This is a genomic window from Rhodothermales bacterium (assembly GCA_041391505.1).
GTDB lineage: Bacteria > Bacteroidota > Rhodothermia > Rhodothermales > JAHQVL01 > JAWKNW01.
Map to the genome: position 1 here is coordinate 36,599 of JAWKNW010000032.1, position 19,968 is coordinate 56,566.

Annotated in this window: 20 protein-coding genes and 1 pseudogene; 12 read left to right on the forward strand and 9 right to left on the reverse strand. The window is 63.7% G+C overall.

All coding sequences use genetic code 11. The features are described from left to right. Positions 1–46: 46 nt before the first annotated feature. The 6 genes and pseudogenes from R2834_21645 to R2834_21670 all read left to right on the forward strand — a co-directional run bounded on the left by R2834_21645 (position 47) and on the right by R2834_21670 (position 4,748). A complete protein-coding gene (locus R2834_21645) occupies positions 47–748 on the forward strand; it encodes an NAD(P)H-binding protein (protein ID MEZ4702952.1) in 702 nt (233 codons plus the stop codon). 243 nt (positions 749–991) lie between these two features. After that, complete coding sequence (locus tag R2834_21650; protein ID MEZ4702953.1) at positions 992–1,213, forward strand: UPF0175 family protein; 222 nt, start codon at positions 992–994, stop codon at positions 1,211–1,213. 317 nt (positions 1,214–1,530) lie between these two features. After that, on the forward strand, positions 1,531–1,749 hold the full coding sequence (locus R2834_21655; GenBank protein ID MEZ4702954.1) for a hypothetical protein: 219 nt from the start codon (positions 1,531–1,533) through the stop codon (positions 1,747–1,749). A gap of 388 nt (positions 1,750–2,137) precedes the next feature. Further along, on the forward strand, positions 2,138–2,398 hold the full coding sequence (locus R2834_21660) for a hypothetical protein (protein MEZ4702955.1): 261 nt from the start codon (positions 2,138–2,140) through the stop codon (positions 2,396–2,398). Positions 2,399–2,555: 157 nt separating this feature from the next. Continuing rightward, positions 2,556–3,386 carry a hypothetical protein gene (locus R2834_21665; protein MEZ4702956.1) on the forward strand — a complete coding sequence of 277 codons (831 nt, stop codon included), beginning with the start codon at positions 2,556–2,558 and terminating at the stop codon, positions 3,384–3,386. A 24-nt stretch (positions 3,387–3,410) separates the two neighbouring features. Next, positions 3,411–4,748: pseudogene (locus tag R2834_21670) on the forward strand (serine hydrolase domain-containing protein). A 228-nt stretch (positions 4,749–4,976) separates the two neighbouring features. On the opposite strand, the gene R2834_21675 reads toward R2834_21670, so the two are convergent. Next, the gene (locus R2834_21675) at positions 4,977–5,987 is read right to left on the reverse strand and encodes an NAD(P)-dependent alcohol dehydrogenase (GenBank protein MEZ4702957.1); all 1,011 of its coding nucleotides are present in this window, start codon (positions 5,985–5,987) and stop codon (positions 4,977–4,979) included. 190 nt (positions 5,988–6,177) lie between these two features. On the opposite strand from R2834_21675, the gene R2834_21680 reads away from it, so the two are divergent. From R2834_21680 to R2834_21700, 5 genes are all read left to right on the forward strand, one after another. Further along, positions 6,178–7,056: an AraC family transcriptional regulator gene (locus tag R2834_21680; GenBank protein MEZ4702958.1), complete on the forward strand. Its 879-nt coding sequence runs from the start codon at positions 6,178–6,180 to the stop codon at positions 7,054–7,056. A gap of 263 nt (positions 7,057–7,319) precedes the next feature. Then, a complete protein-coding gene (locus R2834_21685; protein ID MEZ4702959.1) occupies positions 7,320–8,195 on the forward strand; it encodes a hypothetical protein in 876 nt (291 codons plus the stop codon). Positions 8,196–8,386: 191 nt separating this feature from the next. Further along, a complete protein-coding gene (locus tag R2834_21690; protein ID MEZ4702960.1) occupies positions 8,387–9,088 on the forward strand; it encodes an NAD(P)H-binding protein in 702 nt (233 codons plus the stop codon). A 137-nt stretch (positions 9,089–9,225) separates the two neighbouring features. Beyond that, a complete protein-coding gene (locus R2834_21695) occupies positions 9,226–9,567 on the forward strand; it encodes a hypothetical protein (protein ID MEZ4702961.1) in 342 nt (113 codons plus the stop codon). Positions 9,568–9,933: 366 nt separating this feature from the next. Further along, on the forward strand, positions 9,934–10,362 hold the full coding sequence (locus tag R2834_21700) for a DUF3592 domain-containing protein (GenBank protein MEZ4702962.1): 429 nt from the start codon (positions 9,934–9,936) through the stop codon (positions 10,360–10,362). A gap of 564 nt (positions 10,363–10,926) precedes the next feature. Here the strand turns inward: R2834_21700 and R2834_21705 are convergent. The 7 genes from R2834_21705 to R2834_21735 all read right to left on the reverse strand — a co-directional run bounded on the left by R2834_21705 (position 10,927) and on the right by R2834_21735 (position 16,540). Then, the gene (locus R2834_21705; GenBank protein ID MEZ4702963.1) at positions 10,927–11,361 is read right to left on the reverse strand and encodes a Bor family protein; all 435 of its coding nucleotides are present in this window, start codon (positions 11,359–11,361) and stop codon (positions 10,927–10,929) included. Positions 11,362–11,466: 105 nt separating this feature from the next. Continuing rightward, positions 11,467–11,892 (reverse strand): DUF1801 domain-containing protein, encoded by a 426-nt coding sequence (locus R2834_21710; GenBank protein MEZ4702964.1) that lies wholly within the window; start codon positions 11,890–11,892, stop codon positions 11,467–11,469. A gap of 13 nt (positions 11,893–11,905) precedes the next feature. Further along, positions 11,906–12,700, reverse strand: a complete 795-nt coding sequence (locus R2834_21715) for a sialate O-acetylesterase (GenBank protein MEZ4702965.1) — start codon at positions 12,698–12,700, stop codon at positions 11,906–11,908. 104 nt (positions 12,701–12,804) lie between these two features. Further along, complete coding sequence (locus R2834_21720; GenBank protein ID MEZ4702966.1) at positions 12,805–13,272, reverse strand: hypothetical protein; 468 nt, start codon at positions 13,270–13,272, stop codon at positions 12,805–12,807. A gap of 105 nt (positions 13,273–13,377) precedes the next feature. Next, the gene (locus R2834_21725) at positions 13,378–14,445 is read right to left on the reverse strand and encodes a serine hydrolase domain-containing protein (GenBank protein MEZ4702967.1); all 1,068 of its coding nucleotides are present in this window, start codon (positions 14,443–14,445) and stop codon (positions 13,378–13,380) included. 63 nt (positions 14,446–14,508) lie between these two features. Continuing rightward, positions 14,509–14,892, reverse strand: a complete 384-nt coding sequence (locus R2834_21730; GenBank protein ID MEZ4702968.1) for a hypothetical protein — start codon at positions 14,890–14,892, stop codon at positions 14,509–14,511. 82 nt (positions 14,893–14,974) lie between these two features. Next, a complete protein-coding gene (locus R2834_21735; protein ID MEZ4702969.1) occupies positions 14,975–16,540 on the reverse strand; it encodes a VCBS repeat-containing protein in 1,566 nt (521 codons plus the stop codon). A 175-nt stretch (positions 16,541–16,715) separates the two neighbouring features. Between R2834_21735 and R2834_21740 the strand changes: the two genes are divergently transcribed. Then, the gene (locus tag R2834_21740) at positions 16,716–19,697 is read left to right on the forward strand and encodes a PQQ-dependent sugar dehydrogenase (GenBank protein MEZ4702970.1); all 2,982 of its coding nucleotides are present in this window, start codon (positions 16,716–16,718) and stop codon (positions 19,695–19,697) included. 5 nt (positions 19,698–19,702) lie between these two features. On the opposite strand, the gene R2834_21745 is transcribed toward R2834_21740, so the two are convergent. Further along, positions 19,703–19,968, reverse strand: a 266-nt coding sequence (locus R2834_21745) for a family 43 glycosylhydrolase (GenBank protein ID MEZ4702971.1), incomplete at its 5' end; no start/stop codon positions are given.

Sequence of the window (19,968 nt, forward strand, 5' to 3'; positions counted from 1 at the left end):
CTCCGCTTCATGCGTAATGCTGGGGTCGTTAGGCCACACAATCGAAATGCCTCATCAAGCCGCCATCATCCTGGGAGCATCGGGTTCGGTAGGTAGCGCGCTGCTGGATGAAGTGGAGCGCTCCGCTCGGTTCAGCCCCGTGATCGTCGTCGTCCGCCGACCCCTTGGGCTTCCCGGTAACACGAAGGTCGAAGAGCTGATCGTCCCCGACATGGGTCCGGACACGATCATCGTGTCCGTGGTCGACGCGTTAAACCGGCTTCCGGTGGAAGCGGTTGGGTTCAGCGTTCTGGGCGTCGGAGCCGGCACCGCAAAGCTCTCGCTGGAGCAGCATCGGGCCATCGACGTCGACCTCAACGCCGCCTTTACCCGGGGACTGAAGGAGTCCGGCAAGGTCCGTCACCTTGCCTTCATGTCCGCGGTAGGGGCCGACATCAACGCGCGTATGACCGGCTCGGGCGCTGCCGGCATGAGCCGCTACGCCCGGGTCAAAGCAGAGGCGGAAGCGGCCGTGCAGAGGCGAGGACCCGATGTGGTGAGCATCTTTCGGCCGTCTACCATCCTGGGCTCCCAGCACACGCCTCGCCTGGTCTCCATGGCTGCGTCACTCCTTGCTCCGCTCACGCCGGCGCGGTTTCGGCCCATCCGAACAACCGAGATCGCCCAGGCTATGGTTGCGTGCGCGCTGAACACGCCTTCCGAGAGCGCGGTATACCACCACCCTGAGATGAAAGCGCTGGTTGTATAGCGACATTCACTTCACCCGCCACGGCGATGACCTCGCCGGCAGCGACACTGTCACTGCCCATGGGTTGCCGGCGCACATCGGCTCGCCAACGCCTGGCCTCGGCTATGAGGACGGCTCCTCGCGCGTATTGGATGTACAGCGGTAATCGGCCTCCTTGATTTCGTAGTGTGATGGAGGCCAGGTAAACCGGAAAGAGCACCGGGCGTTGTACCACAGCGACCCCATACGCACCTTTCAGACGCCATGACAGTATCCATCGATATTCCAGACGAAGCCGGCGTGGATGAGCACTTTTTGAAGGAAGCCCTCGCCGCCTCGCTCTACTACACGGGCAAGCTTTCGCAGAAGCAGGCCAGAAACGTGCTTGGCATGACACGTCGCGCCTTTGAGGAGATGTTGCCCCGTTATGGCTATTCCATCCTTGTGGATAGCCCGTCGAATCTTGACATCGAACGGGGCGCGTGAAAGAGGAGCGACGTATCCGTTTTGTCTCCGGGAAATAGAGAGGCCCGGCCTGAGTTCGACCGCGCTCCTCCCTAGCCGGAACTGGACTCGGAGCAGGATCATACACAGCCATGACAGCCATTTCGAATACCACTGGATCGGGAAACGCGATGGATAGGCACTATGTCGAACACTGCGACGGCGGATCTTGGGTTGCCGGCACGCGCGTGTCGCTCGATTCCGTGGTCCAGGCCTTTCTCGAAGGGCTGTCGCCTGAAACGATCGCACGATCAGAAAGTCCAACTGGCATGACATCAAACGAAGCCACGCGGTGAGATATGACCGACATGCTTTCAAAGGCCGTAGCTCGGGCCAGGCAACTTCCAGAAAAGCAGCAAGACGCCATCGCGGCGCTCATCCTGGAAGAAATTGAAGATGAAGCTCGTTGGGATGCGGCGTTCGCGCGATCACCTGATGTTCTCGAACGCCTTGCCGAGGAGGCCGAGGAGGAAGAACGCAACGGGTTAACGGAAGAATTCGACCCCGAAGCTTTGTGAGAAGTAGGACCACCACGCGATTCCGGAAGCAACTTGAAGCGTTGCCGGAGGAAGTACGGCGACAGGCAAAGGAGGCCTATCTGCAGTTTAAACGGGATCCATGGCACAGTAGCCTGCGCTTCAAGCAAGTGCATCCGAGTCTGACGATCTATTCGGTCCGGGTCACGAAGGGTTATCGCGCCGTAGGCAAACGAGACGAGCGGGGGATGCTCTGGTATTGGATCGGGTCACACGCGGACTATGACCAGTTGTTGAAACGGCCATAAGGTGCCTCGCCGGCGCATCAAAGTCGTATAGGCCAAATAGAATCTCCATCCAGTCAGAACCCGACCCATCGAACATCCTGCCCTTTTGAATCGCCGGCAGCTCCATTCAGCCCCCCTTCGAAATGCCTCATCAAGCCGCCATCATCCTCGGAGCCTCGGGTTCGGTAGGTAGCGCGCTGCTGGATGAAGTGGAGCGCTCCGCTCGGTTCAGCCCCGTGATCGTCGTCGTGCGCTACGATGATTACCGCGAGATGCCCGGCGGGAAGCACCTCCCGTACCGGATTGAGGGTGACTACGACGGGACATACCTGGTCATCCAACTTCAAGCTATCTCGCTTGCTGAGTTGCCAGAAAGCTTGTTCGGTGATCCTGGTCGGGACTAACAAAGTTGCCTGGGCCACATCACAAGTCACTCAAGCCGACAACCCGCTTCAGGGTTTCAGCGTTGCTCCCTCGCTGGCGTTTCCGTAGCTTCTAGAAACGCCGCTGCAGCGGGCTGCGGCTTAGTGCAACCGTTCTGCGTCTCAAACAACTTGGTAAATGGTCGAGACCGACGAACAACTTCCAGAGCATCAGGACGAGACATCCGCTGAGCGGTCGAGTCTGATCCTTGGGAGACTGGCGAAGGCCGTCCGAGAGCAGAACTGGTTCTCCGTCGGTCTGGAACTCGTGATCGTGGTGCTCGGCGTGGTAATTGGCTTTCAGGTGACGGCGTGGGGACAAGCCCGGAGCGACCAGGCCAGGGGGCGGGGTTACCTCGAACGGATCCGTGAGGACCTCCGCGCCGACACTGATGCCATCGACACCCGGTTAGCGTACTACGCGCTCGTCGCGGACTACGCCGAGGTCGCCGTCGCTCACATCGAGACGGGCACGCTCCGAAACGACTCACCCTGGGCGACCGTGGTCTCGTACTACCATGCCTCACAGGTTCTCCCCTTCACCTCGACCCGACGCACCTTCGATGAGATGCGTGAGGCCGGCGACCTCCGGCTCATCCGCGACCCCACCCTTCGCGCCGACCTCGGAGCCTATTACAACGAAAGCCAGATCACGCAGGGCGGCTGGCTTTTCCAGGATCTGCCGACCTACCGCGAGCGCGTTCGCGGGCTCACGCCGATCCAGGTCCAGCGCTACATCGTGGCGTCGTGCGAGGAGAGGCGGGGCATCGAACAGATTCTGGTCGACTGCGACGCGCCGATCTCCACTCCTGAGGCCCGCGCGCTTCTCGATCGCTATCGCGCAGCCCCAGGGCTAGCGGAGGACCTCCGCTACTGGGTCTCGACAATTGGAATCATCACCACCATCCTGCCCGTAAATCGCGCTGAGGCGGAGGCGCTCACTGCCCGCGTATCTCTTACCTCTCTATGATCCGCTCGTACCGGTACTTCTGTGGTGTCACGTTCTCTCATCCTCCTGTCTAGTCTGCTGATTGGATCTGCTGCCGAAGCGCAGTCTCAAGACCTCTCGGCCCGCATCGATTCCACCGTCCAGGCTGCGTTAGCGGACAATTCCATTGCCGGGCTGTCAGTGAGCGTCGTGCAGGACGGCGAGGTGCTGCACGCGCGAGGCTATGGTCTCGCCGACACCGAGGCGGCCATCCCGGTGACGGTGGAGACGATCTTCAACGCCGCCTCGGTGGGCAAGATCATCGCCGCAGCGGCGGTGCTCCGACTCGTGGATGAGGGCCGCCTCGACCTCGACGACGACCTTGCCACGCTCCTGCCCGCCTTCCCGAACCCGGAGCAAGGCCGCTCCATCACGCTCCGACAGCTCCTCAACCACACCTCGGGGCTGACCGACTACTTCTACGACTACACGCGCTAGGAGGAGGAGGGCACGCCGTTCCATCCGGCGTTCGTCCTGGACTTCGTCCGCGACCGCCCGCTCGACTTCGCGCCGGGGGCGGACTGGCGCTACACGAACACGGCCTTCTACCTCGCCGGGCTGATTGTGGAGCGCGTGACAGGACAGCCGTGGGGCGAGGTCGTGATCGAGAAGATCGCCCGGCCGCTCGGCCTGGTCAGCGTCGTTCTCTGCGACGAGGCAGGTACCGCTCGTTCGGTCGGCTACGACGTGGGCGAGGACGGCGGCTTCGTGGTAAGCGTGGAGGACGCCGAGACGGGCGTGCGCGGCGACGCGGGCCTGTGCATGACGACCGCCGACCTTGCTCGTCTCCCAGCGGCATTGACCACGAGCGGCCTGCTCTCCGAGGCGGCGCTCGACGCCATGCTCGGCCCGACGGTTCTGACGAATGGCGTTGCGGTGGACGCTGGCCTCGGGATCATGCGCGGGTCGCTCGACGGGCACCCACTGTTAGGCCATCTCGGGGGCAACCCGTCGTCCAACGTCGCAGCGCTCGTCTACTACCCCGAGGCGGACCTGAGCGTCGCCGTCCTGATGAACACGCGATCCAGCGAAGGCGACGCCCTCGTGATCGAGGCCGAGGTGGCACGCCTCGTGCTCGGGCTGGGCGAGCCCAAGCTGGCGGATCACCCGCTCGGCCCCGAGGCGGCGGCCCCGTACCTCGGCACCTACGTCGGCGACCGGGGCGGCTGGCGCTACCACGTCGTCCGGGACGGCGACCGCCTCGCCCGCATCTGGGCTGACGACACCACCTCGGTGCGACCTCTCCTGCACCAGGGCAGACACGTCTTCGGGCGGGCCGACTGGCCAATGGACCGCTTCGTCTTCCACGTCGCCGAGGGGCAGGCCATCGCCTACTCGGTCTAGTACAACGGCCTCTTCGGCGGCCTCTACCAGCGCACCGAGCGATGAAGCCTCCTCCTGGCCCTCCCTGAGGCCGCCTAACCCGCGGCTGTGCGCACAGGAAGGGCGCGAGCGTCCTCGCGCTGTTCGACCATCGGCGAATCCCGCGCTCCGAGCCACCGCCAGCGGTCGTTGCCCTTCGCGGGTGAGCCGCAAACTTGTTAGTATGTCATTTCGATATACAGCGCTCTCTTAGTGTTCGAGCACGACCCGGTAGCGGGCTTTGCCACCCCGGAGGTGCTCAATCGCGTCATTGATCTGGTCGAAAGAGAAGTGCTCGGTCATAGGGGCGATGCCGTGACGGCCAACGAAGTCCAGCATCTTCGTGATATCCGACGGACTGCCGGCCGGCGAACTGGACACCGAGCGCTGTGCCATCATCAAAGAGCTCGTCGGAATGCTCAACGGCTCCATGACCGCGCCCAGGACGTGCAATCGGCCGCGTCGCTTCAGGGTCCCGATGAAAGCGTTCCAGTCGAGGGGCGCGTTAACGGTAGAAAGCAACAGGTCAAAGCGGTCGGTCGCCCTTGCGAGGGCCTCGGTGTCGCGTGAGTTGAGGACCTCGTGCGCGCCCATCTCCAGGGCTTGCTGCTGCTTGGCTTCAGTGGATGTGAATGCGGTAATGTGGCAACCCCAGGCTTGTGCGAACTTGAGTGCCAGGTGACCGAGACCGCCGATGCCGATGACGCCGACGTTCGCGGTTGGCGAGATGCCAAACTGCAGGAACGGGCTGAACACCGTGATGCCACCGCACATCAATGGGCCGGCGGTACGCGCATCAACGCCGTCAGGCAGTTTGAACACGGCGGCAGCCTGCGCACGCACCATGTCGGCGTAGCCGCCATGGCGACCGATGAAGGTGCTCACCGCATGCGAGCACATATGATGATCGCCGCTCATGCACTGCGCGCACATCAGGCAGTAGCCAGCGTGCCACCCAACGCCCACAATGTCGCCGACAGCGAGATGGGTGACCTGTTCGCCCACAGCGCGGACCTCGCCGATAATCTCATGGCCGGGCACCATCGGATACGGCGAAAACCCCCAGGCATTGTCGATCATGCTGACATCACTGAAGCAGATGCCGCAGCTTTTCACGTTGAGATCAACCTCGTTTGGGGCAAGCGCCCCGAGTTCATATTCAAATGGCTCGAGCCTGCCACCCGCCTCATGTACTGCGTATGCGTGGACTGTGGTAGTCATTCTCTTCCTGGTTCATTGCGAAAACCGGCCTATCTCGTAAGGCCCCTATCGAATGAACCTATGCCCTGGAAGCCACGCGTGCCTGCCTGTTTCTCTTTACCTCATGCCTGATCCTCCGAATCTCTGGATTTATGTTGAACCGCGTGTGTATCATGTTCCATGTCGAATATGGGAGTAAAGGGGGCGGTCTATGACGAAAAATGATCTGACCACCCGAGTTTGTGCTTGGCTAGACAGTCAGGATGTCGGTGACGAACCTTGTGCCACTGGACTCGCTGGACTCACGGTGCTGCGTAGTCGCAAACCCACATCAGTAGAGGCAGTTCTCTATCAACCACTGCTTTGCCTGATTCTACAAGGGCGCAAGGAAACCCATTTCGGTGCGCGCTGCCTCAGCTTTGCCGCTGGAGAGTCACTGATCGTCAGCCATGACCTGCCGGTCCACTCACGCGTGACGGAGGCGAGCGATCAAGTGCCCTATGTGGCCTTGGTGCTGGAACTCGATATGGGTATGGTGCGCAGTCTGCATGACGAGGTGGGCGAAGTTGATCTTGAAGAGGTACATGCCTATGGGCTGGCTGTCGGAGATACCAATACGGCGCTGATCGACGCGATGGGGCGACTCTTCGATTTAGTGGATCGGCCGCGGCTTGAGGCGAAGGTGATGGTCCCGCTTGTCCTGCGCGAGATCCATTTCCGGCTGCTTCTGGTGCGGCACGGCGGTATGCTTCGTCAGCTACTACGGCGGGGGAGTCATGCCAACCGCATCGCGAAGGCGATTGCCCACATCAAGCAGAACTATGCCACCCCCCTCACCGTGAAAAGGATGGCCAGTATTGCGGGGATGAGTCCATCGTCCTTTTACGAGCATTTCAAGGCGCTCACAGCAACGACGCCGCTGCAGTATCAGAAAGAACTCAGGCTTCTCGAAGCGCGCCGACTCTTGATGGACACCGGGCATACCGTTGCCAGCGCCGCGTTCAAGGTTGGCTATGAGAGCCCCACGCAGTTCAGCCGCGAATTTTCCCGCAAGTTTGGCAACCCGCCGCGTGTCGATAAAGTCGCCTGACAGATGTTGTGGGTCGGTGTCATTGCTGTAGGCCGTGCTATGCAAGCTAATCAGCAGTTGCTAGTGACGAAACGCGTTCCGACATTCCCAGAGCAAGTTGCTCCGCGTGTGGTTGGTCGCTCGTTTGAACGTATGACCATGCACCTTTTCGCACTTGAACCGCGGGCCGTTATACGTCCTTTCTGGTACTGCACTCCGTTGCTCACACCACGCTTCGAATGAGCCTCTCCAGCGTTTGCGCTCGTCTGCTTGCTCTGGCCCTCGTGATCGGGATCGGTACCCGTGCCGAGGCGCAGGACCGCGCGCTCACCAACCTCGACCGCACCCGCGCCCTCGGCCTCGACAGCCTTGATTCGGGCTACCGCGTGTTCTACTCCGCCGGCTACGCCGAGCGTGCGGCCGCGATGGGGCACCTCGCTGCTGCGTCGAATACCTTCTACCGGGACAGCCTCGGCGTCGATGTCGCGCAGCTGTATATCGCGCTCCTCGATCCGGCCGATTACCAGCGCGCCGCTTTCCCCGGCGGCATCCCCTACGGGCTCCCGTTCGTGAACGACCGCGTCGTCGTTCAACCTGCAGACCTCAGCGTGGGGCTCGTCCGCGATGCGTATGCGCCGTACGAGTCGACCGCGTCGCCCAGTCTCTCAGCGCGGCTTGGCTCGGTTGGTCTCAGTTACGCCGAGGCCCTGCCGATCATGTTCGACGCCATCGCGCTGCACGAGCTCGGGCATGTGCAGGCGAACGCCTACGGACTGAACACCAGGCAGCCCTGGTTCAGCGAGCTGATGGCGACGTACCTCGGCTACGCCTTCATGCGCGTACACGAGCCCGAGATGGCCGTCGTGTGGGACGTGGTGTTGGAGGCCGGACGGGAAGGCTACGAGCCGACGCACACCTCGCTCGACGACCTCAACCGCCTCTACGCCGGCGTCGGGTTCGAGAACTACATCTGGTACCAGAACATCTTCCAGGACCGGGTCCACGTCCTCTACGACCTCCACGGGCTTGACTTCGTCCGTGCGGCCAGAGAGCGGCTGGCTGACGCCGACTGGACCCCCGAGACCGCCGCTGAACTCATCGATGCGCTCGACGAGATCGCTCCGGGGTTCGCGGGATGGGCCGGGGCATACGAGCGGTAGGACGCGCAGACGAAACGGCGCTGGAGGAAGGGGGTGGAATCGCTCGATGGTCGATAGAGTATGGGCGTGCCCCAGGATGAGTTGGCCGTAGCGTATCTTACGCCATCCTGAGCCGGCCATCGCTTGCGATATGAATGCCCAGGCCCCGTTTTCAGCGGGTCATACCCGTGCCATCAAGCCCCACATTCGAAATGCCTCATGAAGCCGCCATCATCCTGGGAGCTTCGGGTTCGGTAGGTAGCGCGCTGCTGGATGAAGTGGAGCGCTCCGGTCGGTTCAGCCCCGTGATCGTCGTCGTCCGCCGGCCCCTTGGGCTTCCAGATGACACGGAAGTCGAAGAGTTGATCGTCCCCGACATGGCGCCGGATACGCTGGTTCAGTCCGTGGTCGACGCGCTACATCCGCTTCCGATGGATGCCGTCGGATTCAGTGTCCTGGGCGTCGGAGCCGGCACCGCCAAACTCACCCTGGAGCAGCACCGGGCCATCGACGTCGATCTCAACGCCGCCTTTGCCCGGGGACTGAAGGAGTCCGGGAAGGTCCGCCATCTTGCCTTCATGTCCGCGGTAGGGGCCGACATCAACGCGCGTACGACCGGCTCGGGCGCTGCCGGCATGAGCCGCTACGCCCGGGTCAAGGGAGAGGCGGAAGCCGCCGTGTTGAAGCAAGGTCCCGCCGTTGTGAGCATCTTCCGGCCATCTACCATCCTGGGTTCCCAGCACACGCCTCGCCTGGTCTCCATGGCCGCGTCGCTCCTTGCACCGCTCACGCCGGCGCGATTTCGTCCCATCCGAACAACCGAGATCGCCCGGGCCATGGTCGCGTGTGCGCTGGACACGCCTTCCGAGAGCGCTGTATACCACTACCCCGAGATGAAAGCGCTGGTTGTCTAGCCACGTTCACTTTACCCGCTGCGGCGTCTACCTCGCCGGCTGCGACACCGTCACCGCCAGGGGTCTGTCGAGGCATGCAACCGCACCCATTTGTGCGCTCGCCGCGGAAGTGCACGTTACGCATCATACAAAGCAGTATGGAATTTAACCTCGAAGGAAAGATATTTCGGTCTGTCACAAATACAGAAAATGGCGAAGTAGGTGCTGATACCGTGTTTTACTACCATCAGAAAGCACGCGTTGTCTGGGCTGAGTATGAAGGTGGCGACATTGTCAAAGGCCATCTTGTGGCCAACGTACTGGCGTCGGGCCAGCTCGACATGCGGTATCACCACGTGAATCAACGCGGTGAACTCATGATGGGCACATGTCTGTCAACACCTGAGTTCACGGGTGACGGCAAGATCAGGTTCAAAGAAGCGTGGCAATGGTTGTCCGGTGACAGGTCTTCGGGCTACTCAGAAATAATCGAGCAATAAATACATAACCAGGCGTTCGGTCGGGCGATTACCGAGGGCCTGTGCTTCTCAATGTATACGCCCCGCTGTAAAGCACAGCGCCCGCAAAGAGGCACCGACATTCCCGCGGCACGAGGATTTACCACGCCGGCTGCGACTCGATCATCGTCACCACCGGGGATACCGGCGGACTGAACTGCCCCGGTTGTACCGGAGACTTCCACAAGTGATCGCCCTGCGCCCTATGCCCACAAAAAAGCGCTGGAGGAAGGCGTGTAGATGGAATCGTTGCGATAGTCGATTGCGCGCCTAAACGCCGCGCTCTCCAGTCATTGGGACGCGCCTTCGTCGCGCCCTGTAGCTTCCCCTTAGCCCATACAGCCGCCCATGTCCGGCGCATCCATATTCGTAATGACTGTCTTGTCGCTCTTCGTGCTTGGAGCGGCATTGGCGATACGGACCGCGCGCTTTGTGCGCCGGGCACGCCATGTCCGGGCTAAGGTCGTTGTTCTATCCGATGCGAGCGTCGACAGCCATGACACGGCCACTTCATCCGCAGGCGTGGATCGCTTCACGGTCGAACTTCGCCTTGACGGAGGCGGCCTTCGGAAAGTCCAGCTGGCCGATGCGTTTGGCGGCTCGCTGGCCGCATCGCTCGTCGGCAGCGACGGAACCCTTCCGGTCGTCTACGACCCCGGGAATCCCGCTGTCGTTCGCATCGACACGATCTGGGCCCTCTATTTCATCCCCGCCTTCGTGTGCGCGCCGGCGGTTCTGCTTCTGGTACTCGCCGCATTCGTATGGCTCGCGCGCTAGCTAACGTGGTGTGGCCTGTCATTTCGAGCGTACACGAGTACGCCTCGCCGGGTCATGTGTCCTGACCCATCGCTGATGCAGACGAAGGCGTGGACGGTTGCGCAGTCGGTCGGCGGTGCGTTTCTTGGGATGTGATGAGGGCTGCGCCGGCCTTCGCTGCATAGCACAACACGATGGGCATAAGAACTTGAGAGCATGAGAAACGGTTGGGATTTTCAAAAATCCTTCTCGGTGTGTCATCCTGAACCGCCCTCCGCTTGCGGTGGGCGTGATGAAGGACCTCTCGAACCACCGTGAGACGCTCATGGGAGCCATGCGCGAGTGATTCGGGAGGTCCTCCCGCGTTCGCGGGGGCGGGCTTTCGACAACCCCGTCGCAAGCGTCGGGGGCTCAGGAAGACAACTCTTTTTTATTTCTCAACAGTTTCTCAAGCTAACATAAATGCCGCAACAATAGGATGTAAGGGTGCGAGCCGGGTAAAAAGAGACGGCCAGGAGATCGCTCGCCTGGCCGTCTGAAACGAGGACCGTCGCCGCGGCGACCGATCCGTGCCGGATAGCCCGATTATTCGAAGTGCAGATACACCGGCTTGCCCTCGCGCACCGCCGTTTCGGCCGCCTGGCCCACGGCTTCGCGCACGTCGGACGCACTGCCGGCATGGCTGACCAGCACTTCATCCGAGTCGCTTTCCAGCATGCCCATCGAGCCGCTGGCGCAGGTGACTTTGATGTGCATCGGCGTGAAAATGCCGAACGTGATGGCGCCGACCAGCGAGTTGACGAAGCTGAGTTCGGTTTCGACGATCGCCACCCCGTTCGGGCATTCCTTGGCGCCGTCGACCGCCGCCGGCGGCACGAGGCCGTAGATCCAGCTGGTTGCGAACGGGATGTCGACCACCTGCGCGGACGGCGCCAGCCCGGTATCGATGCGGGCATGGTAGCAGCCGACGAGCGACAGGGAAGCGAGGAGCAGAACACTGTAACGCTGCACGATTTTCATACGGTTCTCTTGTTGAGCTTGAGTGACGTACCGACACGCCGAAGGTACTCCGCGCGCGTCGATCTCAAAAGCACGCATTGTTACATCCGTACGAATTTGCGCAAATTACGCGGCCCCTTTTCGGCCCTGCGCCCGCGCAGCGGCCCCTTGTTCGTCGACGCGCACGGCCTCGGCGAGATAGTCCGCCACCAGGGGAGCATCGATTTCGGAGACGTCGTGATAGACGTGCATGCCCACCTGTTTGCGGCCGCTCAGATCCAGATACCCGTGCGGATCGTTCATCCGTATGCCTTGCGTGAAGCCGAGGATGACGCCCTGCTTCGTCTTACCGGCCCAGGCCACCGAACCGGGCCAGATGAAGCAGATGTCCTTGTGCCGGCGGTAATACGGCACATTGTACGACAGCCGCTCCTCGGCCTCCTGGACCGTCTCGCGCACCACGGCGCGAAGCCGATCGACGATGGCGCGCTCGTCCGCCGGCAGGTAGGCGAGAAACGCCTCGACCGAAGCGAAGCGGACGTCCTGCATCATGGGGTCTTTCGGGCTAGGGTCGCTCGATCAGCTTGAAATAGGCCTCGGCGTATCGACGCCCCATCTCACGCGCCGAGGCGGTGTCGAAATGCAGCGTATCTCCCTTGTGCGTGAGGCCGTCCGACGGCACGAACGCGACGCCGGGGATTTCGGCGGCCAGTTCGCGCTGGGCGCGATCCACCTCGGTCCAGGCCTCGGTCCAGGGCTTCTCCGGAAACCGCCCCATCTGACCGATCAGGAACGGAAGGTTCGGGTTGCCGGTCTGGTCCCGGAACCGCGCGATCAGCTCCGCGAGACGCTCCTTGTACAGGGGCGCGAGGGCTTCCTGGCTGTCGCTTTCCCCCTGGTGCCAGAGCACGGCCTTGAGTTCGCCCCGTTGCCTGGCCTGTGCGAGCCGACGCATCGCGTCGTCGTAGGGGTGGGTGTTCGTGGCGTCGTCCCGCGCGCCGGGACGCCAGGTCGAGATCGGCGATCCACCGACGGCGGTCGGGATGAGGCCGACGACGACGCCGGGCGTTTTCTCCGCGACGGCCAGGCCGAAGGAACGCCCCGGGCCCACGCCGGCGATCGGCTTGTCAAAGTGGACCGGATCCACCGCCGGCTTCCACTCCCCCTCCTGCGTGAACATCAGCACCCGGGGATCGGGCAGCCGGTCCTGCGTCTCGACATCGCCCCGGCCGGCCATGTTCGATTGGCCGGCAAGCAGAAACAGTTCCATGGCGGACTGATCGGCGGCCCGGGTATCGGCATCGCCCGACGGCCCACAGGCGGCGAAGACGAGCGCCAGCAGCGTCAAATAACGTAACATCCTACTCATGTTGAAATGACAGGTACACGGCATTTCAAGCGAATGCAAACGGTCATTTCATGTTCCGTTCCCGGATGGCCCGCGCGCCACACGCGCCGGTCGCCTCAGATCGATTCCTGCATGATATTCAGCCGCTCCCAGTCGTGCAACGCCTTGTCGGACAACACCTGCCGGTTGAGCTTGCGCCACGTGGCGGCCGTCTCGAGCCACTCGCCTTTCTGCTTCGGCAGCTCCAGCAACCGGTCGCGCGCATAGCCTTTCGACCGCTCGTTTTCGTCGTCGTCGTTGAGCACGCCCAGGAACGCGTCCATCGAATAATTCCACGACAGCGGATTGCCGCGCACCTCCATCAGATAGCCGATCAGGCCGCGCACGGTGAGCAGCTGACCGATGATCCGCTCCGTCTTGGTCTCTTCCGTCAGCCAGATCCGGAAGTCGCTTTCGACCACCTCCTCCTTCACCTCGTACTCGAGGTTCGGCAGGCGGGAAAAGATGAGCGACGCGATCTCGGCGCGATGATCCTGTTGAATGTGGTCGTACCACTCGAGCAGGGCTTCTACGGGATTTTTCATGGGTTAAGGGGAATGCTCGGGATAGATGTGGTGAAGGGTCGCAAGTTCGGGAGGGGGTATGACAATGTCATGGCGTACCCTCGCTCGTTTTTTTAACACCGGCGCTCAGGACGGCTCCGCCAGGAACACGTCCGCCACCCGGCGCAACAGATCGTGCACCTCGGTGTCGCGGTTGGACAGGACGATCACGGTGAGCCGCTCCCGAGGGAAGCGCTCGACGGCGTTGCGAAAGCCGACCGTGCTGCCGGTGTGCCACACCGACGCGCGGCCGTCGTACCGGCCGACGAACCAGCCGTAGCCGTAGCCGGCCCCGTCGTGCTGCGTGTTTTCAGCCGGCATGAACACCTGCTCCATCAACCCGGGGCGGACGAGCTTGCCGCCGTCCAGCGCCCGGTGCCAGGCGTACAGATCGTCCACCGACGAATAGATGCCGCCATCGCCCAGGACGGCGCTCGTGAGGCTCTGATCGTTGCGCACGAAGGAGGCGCCGGCCTGCGTATACCCGTACGCCCGGTGCGAAACCGTGGACACGCCCTCCTCGAACGCTACCGTGCCCGTCATGCCGAGGGGAACGAACAGGCGATCGTGCAGGAAATCGGCAAATCGCTGCCCGGATACGGTCTCGACGATCATCGCCAGCAGCGCGTACCCGGTGTTGCTGTACCGAAACCGGGAGCCGGGCTCGAAATAGGTGGAATCCTGACGCGTCATGGACGCCAGCACGTCGCGGTCGCGTACCTGGACCGTGGCCGAATCCGGGATCAGGTCTTCGTAATCGAGCAGGCCGGAGGTGTGGCTCAGGAGATGGCGGACGGCGACGGCGTGCCCGTACGGCGGGAAGTCGGGGAAAAGCTCCGTGAGGCGGGTATCCAGCGACAGGCGTCCCTCTTCCACCAGCATCAGCGTGGCCATCGCCGTGAACTGTTTGGTCACGGAAGCCAGGCGGTAGTTCGTCGCCGGCGTGGCCGACTCAGCCTCTTCCAGATTCGCCATCCCGAACGCCTTGCGATACCGCACCTCGCCGTTCTTGATGACCAGCACGGAGAGCCCCGGCGTGTCGGCGCCGGCGTAGGCCTCGAACAGGGCGTCGACCTGCGTGGCGGCATCCGGAGGCGTACAGGGTTCGAGCATGACGAGCAGAACGAAGGCGGCGGCCGAGACGAACGATTTCATAGCACAGGCGATAGGAAACACGCCGCAAAGATAGCCACCCCGAACGGTTCGCACCCTACCTCATCAGAAATACACGAACCCTTCTTCGCTCACGACAAACAGGATGCGGTCCTCCGCCTCGTTGTAGCTGATCCCCACGAACAATGGCGCTCGGAGGAGGATGGACCGGGTGCCCGTCGTCTCGCCGTTGACGCGCACCGTGACGATATGGCGCCCTTCTTTCCGCTCGATCTCGACTTCCTGCGCGAGCCCGAGCACGTTGTTGGTGGTGATCCGGCTTCGGAACACGACGTCGTCGTCTACCCAGACTTCGACGTCGTCCGCCTCGTACCCGCCCTGGAGATGGATGGCGAGCGGCTGGGTCTCGCCGGGCGACAAGGCGCTGCAGCCGGCAACGAGCAGGGCCGCGCCGGCCAGCGCGAGCCGTATCGATCGCTGTGTTCGCATCGGTATTCCTCCTGTATAAACCCGTGCCGGTTACCACGCACCCGGCCAGTGGCCCCGCACATCCGTTGGACCGCCCGCATCGCTACTTATTCCCGGGAGCGGGCGGATCGAGGCTGTTATGCAACATCAGAAAGGACGGCGCTTCTTCCTGCCACCGGTCGAACAACCCCGTCGTATCGCCTTCGGGCGCAAACCCGATGTTGGAACCCAGGATCAGATCGATGTCGCCGTCGGCATCGTAGTCGCCGGCGTCCATGGTGAGCCATCGGCCGCGCTGCGCATCGGGGAAGGTGCTTGCCTCGAACGTGAGGTCGCCGCGGTTGCGGAGGTAGATGAAGCTCTCTCCCGGAGCGTTCAGATAGTCGGGAAACGCCGAGATGGCGGCGATGTCGAGGTCGCCGTCGGCGTCGAAGTCGCCGATGCGGGCGGCGATGGCGCCGTGCATCGGGAAAAACCAGCGCTCGTCGTAGCCGCCGGCCGCGTTCGCGAGAAAGAGGCGCAGCCCGTGGTAGGGTTTCGGAACGTGCGTCGCGTCCGCGTTGTCGCCGTTGACGTAGAGGATATCGGTCCGGCCGTCGCCGTTGACGTCGGCCAGCTGGAAGCTGTTGGATCCATAGACCGGCGGAAACCGGAGCACCCGCTTCGCCTCGTACCGGCCGCCGCCGGCGTTGTGGTAGATGTCGATCCCTTCGTCGCCCTGCGCCATCAGCGCCACGATATCCTGCCGCCCATCCCCGTCCATGTCGGCGATCTCGACGTGCGCCGCGCCCGGCATCTCGCTGAGCACGTGCCGCGTCATCGCGCCTTCCCGGTTCGATTCGTACCACACGAGCGACCCGACCTGGTGGCCGAACTCGCCGATCACGAAGTCGTCGAGCCCGTCGCCCGACAGGTCCGCCACGGCCATGTCGACGGGGCGTTTGAGCCCCTCGATGAAGGCGACCGGCGGCCTGGACGGCCCGGTGAGGACGTAGATCGACCCCAGCGCGGCTTCCGTCGGCTCGGGTCCGAGCCCGACCAGCAGGACGTAGAGGCGCTGCCCGTCCCAGTGCACGTCGACCGGCGCGCCGTCGATCTTCCAGTCGAACAGCACCTGTCCCTTTCCGTTGATGACCATCAGCGTGCTGTTCGGCCGGCCGTAGTTGCCCACGTAAAACAGCGGCGGGCTGGCCTGGATGCGCGTCAGGATCGTGAACGGCTTGTCGAACCGGTAATCGGGCGCGCGCAGCACGAACGGCGCCGGCATCTCGACGGCGACGGGCGTGCCGCGTGCCGGCGTGAGCAGGGTGTCGGGCGCGTGCTCGAGGTAAAAGGCTTCGAGCGAATCCCACTGCGCGCGGGTGAGCCGCGCTTCTTCGGGGTAGATGGACGCCGGATCGACGCCGGCCCAGTCGATCAGCCGCACCAGCGTGTCGCGCGGGATCACCGGATAAACCCCCAGCCGGCTCCCCATGTCCGGCAGCACGTTGCCCCAGTTCCACACGCTCAGCAGGGCGGGTTCGGGATAAACATGGCAGGATCCGCAATAGGTGCGCGCCAGCGCCTCACCGCCCGACGGCGGCGGCGGCGAGGTGTCACAGGCGGACACCAGGACGCAAAAAAGCCCGAAATACAGGGATAACGATCGAATGGGACGAGTACTGATCATACGCGCAGTAAAAAAACGCTCGGACTCAGAGCCTGATGGGTGTCATGGCATCAAGTTCGCGACGAAGAGCCCGAAGACTACGAAATCCTTTCCCGTCTCGCCGCGAATAACACGGGAAAAGAGGTCATGTCTTCGCCACGATCCTCCTTCTTCTCGGAACCCATCCGGTGAAGCCATGAGACCTTCCCGTTCTTTCTTTCGCCTCGGCGTCAGCCTGGCCGGCATCCTGCTCATTCATGCGCCGGCTCTCGCGCAAACACCGCCCGAACCGCCCGTCATCACCGAACCGAGCAGCGACGGTCACGTCGTCAACCCGTTCGACGTGCACATGGAAACGCAGAACATGGTGGATGCGGACGGCGACGAGCACGACTGCACCGACTGGGAGATCTGGTCTCAAACGCCCGACGAACGCGTCTGGTTTACCTCGTGCATCGGCGGCCTGGAACGCGTGCATACGCATTTTGGCGACGGGTCGTTCGAGGGCGCGCTGTTCGGCGAGACGGAGTTGCGCTACGACACCGCCTACCGGCTGCGCGTCCGCTTCCGGGATAGTAGTGGCCTGTGGAGCGACTACAGCGAGCGCTTTTTCCAGACCGGTTCGCCGGCGCTGATCTTTCCGATCGAGGCCGACGGCTTCGCGGAGAATCCGCCGCCTTTCTGGTCGGATGATTTTGGAGCGCCCATCGCCCTGCCCGCCGGCGCGACACCTCCCGCCCTCCGGCTCGAACAGGCCAGCGGCGCGCTGTTGCTGGCGATCCGAGGCGGCGCGAGCGGCAACGAGGTCGAAATCGCCCCCGAGCTGCCCCAGCATGCCGCCGTGCGCGTCGTGGCGACGAGCGGCTCCGAAAACCTGACGCTGCCGGCGTCTCGCCTCACCGTCACCGAACACGACGGCGCCGACCGCACGCTTTATCTCCCCGACATCAGCCTCGCGCCGGGACAGTCTGCCGCGTTCTGGGTCGCCGCCAGCGGCAGCACCTACCTCGCGGACCCCGGCGAGGAGACGCCGGACTTCTCCGACCTCGCCCGGGGCGCGCCCATCGCCTGGAGCGTGATGGTGCCCGGTTTCAACATCGTGCCGGTGGCGACGGGCTTCCGGCTGCCGGTGAACGTGGCGTTCGTGCCCAACCCCGGAACGGCGCCGGATGCGCCGTATTTCTACGTCTCCGAACTGTACGGCTCGATCAAGGTCGTCTCGCGGGACGGCACGGTGAGCGACTTCGCGACCGATCTGCTCAACTACACGCCGTCGGGGCTCTTTCCGGGCTCGGGCGAGCAGGGCCTGGCCGGCATCGTCATCGACCCCGCCAACGGCGACCTCCTCGCCGGCGTACTCTACGACCCGAATCCGCGCAGCGGCACCCAGTTTCCGAAAGTCATCCGCCTCGCCAGCGCCGACGGAGGCCGCACCGCGTCGACCATCACCACGGTACTCGACATGCCGGACGAGCGGCAGGGCCAGTCGCATTTCATCTCGACCCTCACCATCGGCCCGGACGGCAAGCTGTACGTCAACATGGGCGACGGCTTCCGGGCCGAGACGGCGCTCGATCTCACCAGCTTCCGCGGCAAGATCCTGCGCGTCAATCTCGACGGCAGCGCGCCGGCGGACAACCCGTTCTACGACGCCTCGGACGGCATCACCGCCACCGACTACATCTACGCCTACGGCCTCCGCAACCCCTTCGGGGGCCGCTGGCGCACGTCGGACGGGGCGTTGTACACGGTCGAAAACGGCGGGGACGCCAACGACCGGTTCGCGCGCATCGAAGCCGGCCAGTCGTACGGATGGAACGGGAACGACCAGACCCTGACCACCGGCGCGCTCTACAACTGGACGCCGCCCCACGCCCCCGTCAACATCGCGTTCATCGAACCCGAGACCTACGCCGGCAGCGGCTTCCCGGAAGCCTATTTCGGGGATGCCTTCGTCACCGAGTCCGGCGCCACCTGGGCCTCCGGGCCGCAGGACAACGGCAAGCGCATCGTGCGATTCGACCTCGACGCCGCCGGCGCCCTCTTCGGCGGCCCCCAGACGATCGCCGAGTACACCGGCAGCGGCAAGGCCTCCGCCGCCGCCCTCACCGCCGGGCGGGACGGGCTCTATTTCTCGGACCTGTACAAGGACTTCAGCGCCGACCCGACCGCGAGCGGCGCGAACATCCTCCGCCTCCAGTACGCCGGCGACGCCGACTTCAGCGCCGACGTCACCTCGGGCGATGCCCCCCTCACCGTTCGGTTCACGGAGGCCTCGACCGTGCCGGGCGCGTCCGCGTGGCAGTGGGACTTCGGGGACGGCGGCGAAAGCGGCGTCCAGCATCCAACCCACACCTTCTCCAGCGAAGGGCTCTATACCGTCCGCCTCCGCGTGACGGGCGAACGGGGCGTCGCCATCGCCGAAAAGACCGGGTTTATCCTGGTCGGCGGAACGCTGTCCGGTGTGCAGGGCGTCTACTACAACGGTCCGGATTTTACCGGATTCAGCATCACGCGCATCGACCCGACCATCGACTTCGACTGGGGCGACGGGCCGCCGGTGGACGGCATGCGTCCGGACAACTTCAGCGTCCGCTGGACCGGCCAGGTCGCCGCGGACGTCAGCGGCACCTACACCTTTTCCACGCTCACGGACGACGGCGTCCGCCTCTGGGTGGACGATGTGCTGCTGATCGACAACTGGCTCGACCAGGAACCCACGCGCTTCGATGCGGCGATCGACCTCGAGGCCGGCCGCCGGTACAACCTGAAGATGGAGTACTACGAACACGGCGGCGAGGCCGTCGCGCGGCTGCTCTGGACGCCGCCCGGCGGATCGGAAGCTCCCATCCCGTCGGACCGGCTCTACCCCGCCACCGGTGTAACCGTCAGCGAGGAAGCCCCGGTCCCCGAGGCCGGGCTCGAAGCGCCCTTCCCCAACCCGTTCGCAAACGAAACGACGGTTCGTTTTGCGGTCGACGCCGAAGGACCCGTCGCGCTGACGCTGTACAACATGCTAGGGCAATCGGTGATGCGACTCTTCGAGGAGCGCGCCGCGCCGGGGCGTATCTACGAGCTGCGCGTCGATGCCTCGGGGCTGGCGGGGGGCGTGTACGTCCTGCACCTCCGCGCGGCTGGCCGGCAGTACACGCGCAAGCTGGTGCACGTGCCGGACTGACCGGGTCATTCGCCAGCCGGACCGGCGAGTGTGTCTCCGGGCGTCAGCGCGGCGCCCAGGCGCGGCATGCCGTCGGCGTCCCAGTCAAACCGCTGCATCCGCGGCGACCTTCGGCCGCCGCAGCCCTGACCGGGTTCGGGGTTGGCGTGGTAGAGAATCCAGTCCTCCGAGCCGTCGGGCGACGTGAAGAACGAGTTATGGCCGGCGGCGTGCGCCCCGGGCGCGGAGGCAAAAACCGGCTCCGGATGTTTCGTCCACGACGCGGGGTCGA

Excerpts from the sequence above, each read along its gene's own strand:
- R2834_21650 (MEZ4702953.1), top strand. The coding sequence starts at position 992 with ATGACAGTATCCATCGATATTCCAGACGAAGCCGGCGTGGATGAGCAC.
- R2834_21720 (MEZ4702966.1), bottom strand. The coding sequence starts at position 13,272 with ATGAAAAATCCCGTAGAAGCCCTGCTCGAGTGGTACGACCACATTCAA.
- R2834_21665 (MEZ4702956.1), top strand. The coding sequence starts at position 2,556 with ATGGTCGAGACCGACGAACAACTTCCAGAGCATCAGGACGAGACATCC.
- R2834_21725 (MEZ4702967.1), bottom strand. The coding sequence starts at position 14,445 with ATGAAATCGTTCGTCTCGGCCGCCGCCTTCGTTCTGCTCGTCATGCTC.
- R2834_21690 (MEZ4702960.1), top strand. The coding sequence starts at position 8,387 with ATGCCTCATGAAGCCGCCATCATCCTGGGAGCTTCGGGTTCGGTAGGT.
- R2834_21660 (MEZ4702955.1), top strand. The coding sequence starts at position 2,138 with ATGCCTCATCAAGCCGCCATCATCCTCGGAGCCTCGGGTTCGGTAGGT.
- R2834_21735 (MEZ4702969.1), bottom strand. The coding sequence starts at position 16,540 with ATGATCAGTACTCGTCCCATTCGATCGTTATCCCTGTATTTCGGGCTT.
- R2834_21655 (MEZ4702954.1), top strand. The coding sequence starts at position 1,531 with ATGACCGACATGCTTTCAAAGGCCGTAGCTCGGGCCAGGCAACTTCCA.
- R2834_21645 (MEZ4702952.1), top strand. The coding sequence starts at position 47 with ATGCCTCATCAAGCCGCCATCATCCTGGGAGCATCGGGTTCGGTAGGT.
- R2834_21695 (MEZ4702961.1), top strand. The coding sequence starts at position 9,226 with ATGGAATTTAACCTCGAAGGAAAGATATTTCGGTCTGTCACAAATACA.
- R2834_21740 (MEZ4702970.1), top strand. The coding sequence starts at position 16,716 with ATGAGACCTTCCCGTTCTTTCTTTCGCCTCGGCGTCAGCCTGGCCGGC.
- R2834_21700 (MEZ4702962.1), top strand. The coding sequence starts at position 9,934 with ATGTCCGGCGCATCCATATTCGTAATGACTGTCTTGTCGCTCTTCGTG.
- R2834_21675 (MEZ4702957.1), bottom strand. The coding sequence starts at position 5,987 with ATGACTACCACAGTCCACGCATACGCAGTACATGAGGCGGGTGGCAGG.
- R2834_21730 (MEZ4702968.1), bottom strand. The coding sequence starts at position 14,892 with ATGCGAACACAGCGATCGATACGGCTCGCGCTGGCCGGCGCGGCCCTG.
- R2834_21710 (MEZ4702964.1), bottom strand. The coding sequence starts at position 11,892 with ATGATGCAGGACGTCCGCTTCGCTTCGGTCGAGGCGTTTCTCGCCTAC.
- R2834_21680 (MEZ4702958.1), top strand. The coding sequence starts at position 6,178 with ATGACGAAAAATGATCTGACCACCCGAGTTTGTGCTTGGCTAGACAGT.
- R2834_21705 (MEZ4702963.1), bottom strand. The coding sequence starts at position 11,361 with ATGAAAATCGTGCAGCGTTACAGTGTTCTGCTCCTCGCTTCCCTGTCG.
- R2834_21715 (MEZ4702965.1), bottom strand. The coding sequence starts at position 12,700 with ATGTTACGTTATTTGACGCTGCTGGCGCTCGTCTTCGCCGCCTGTGGG.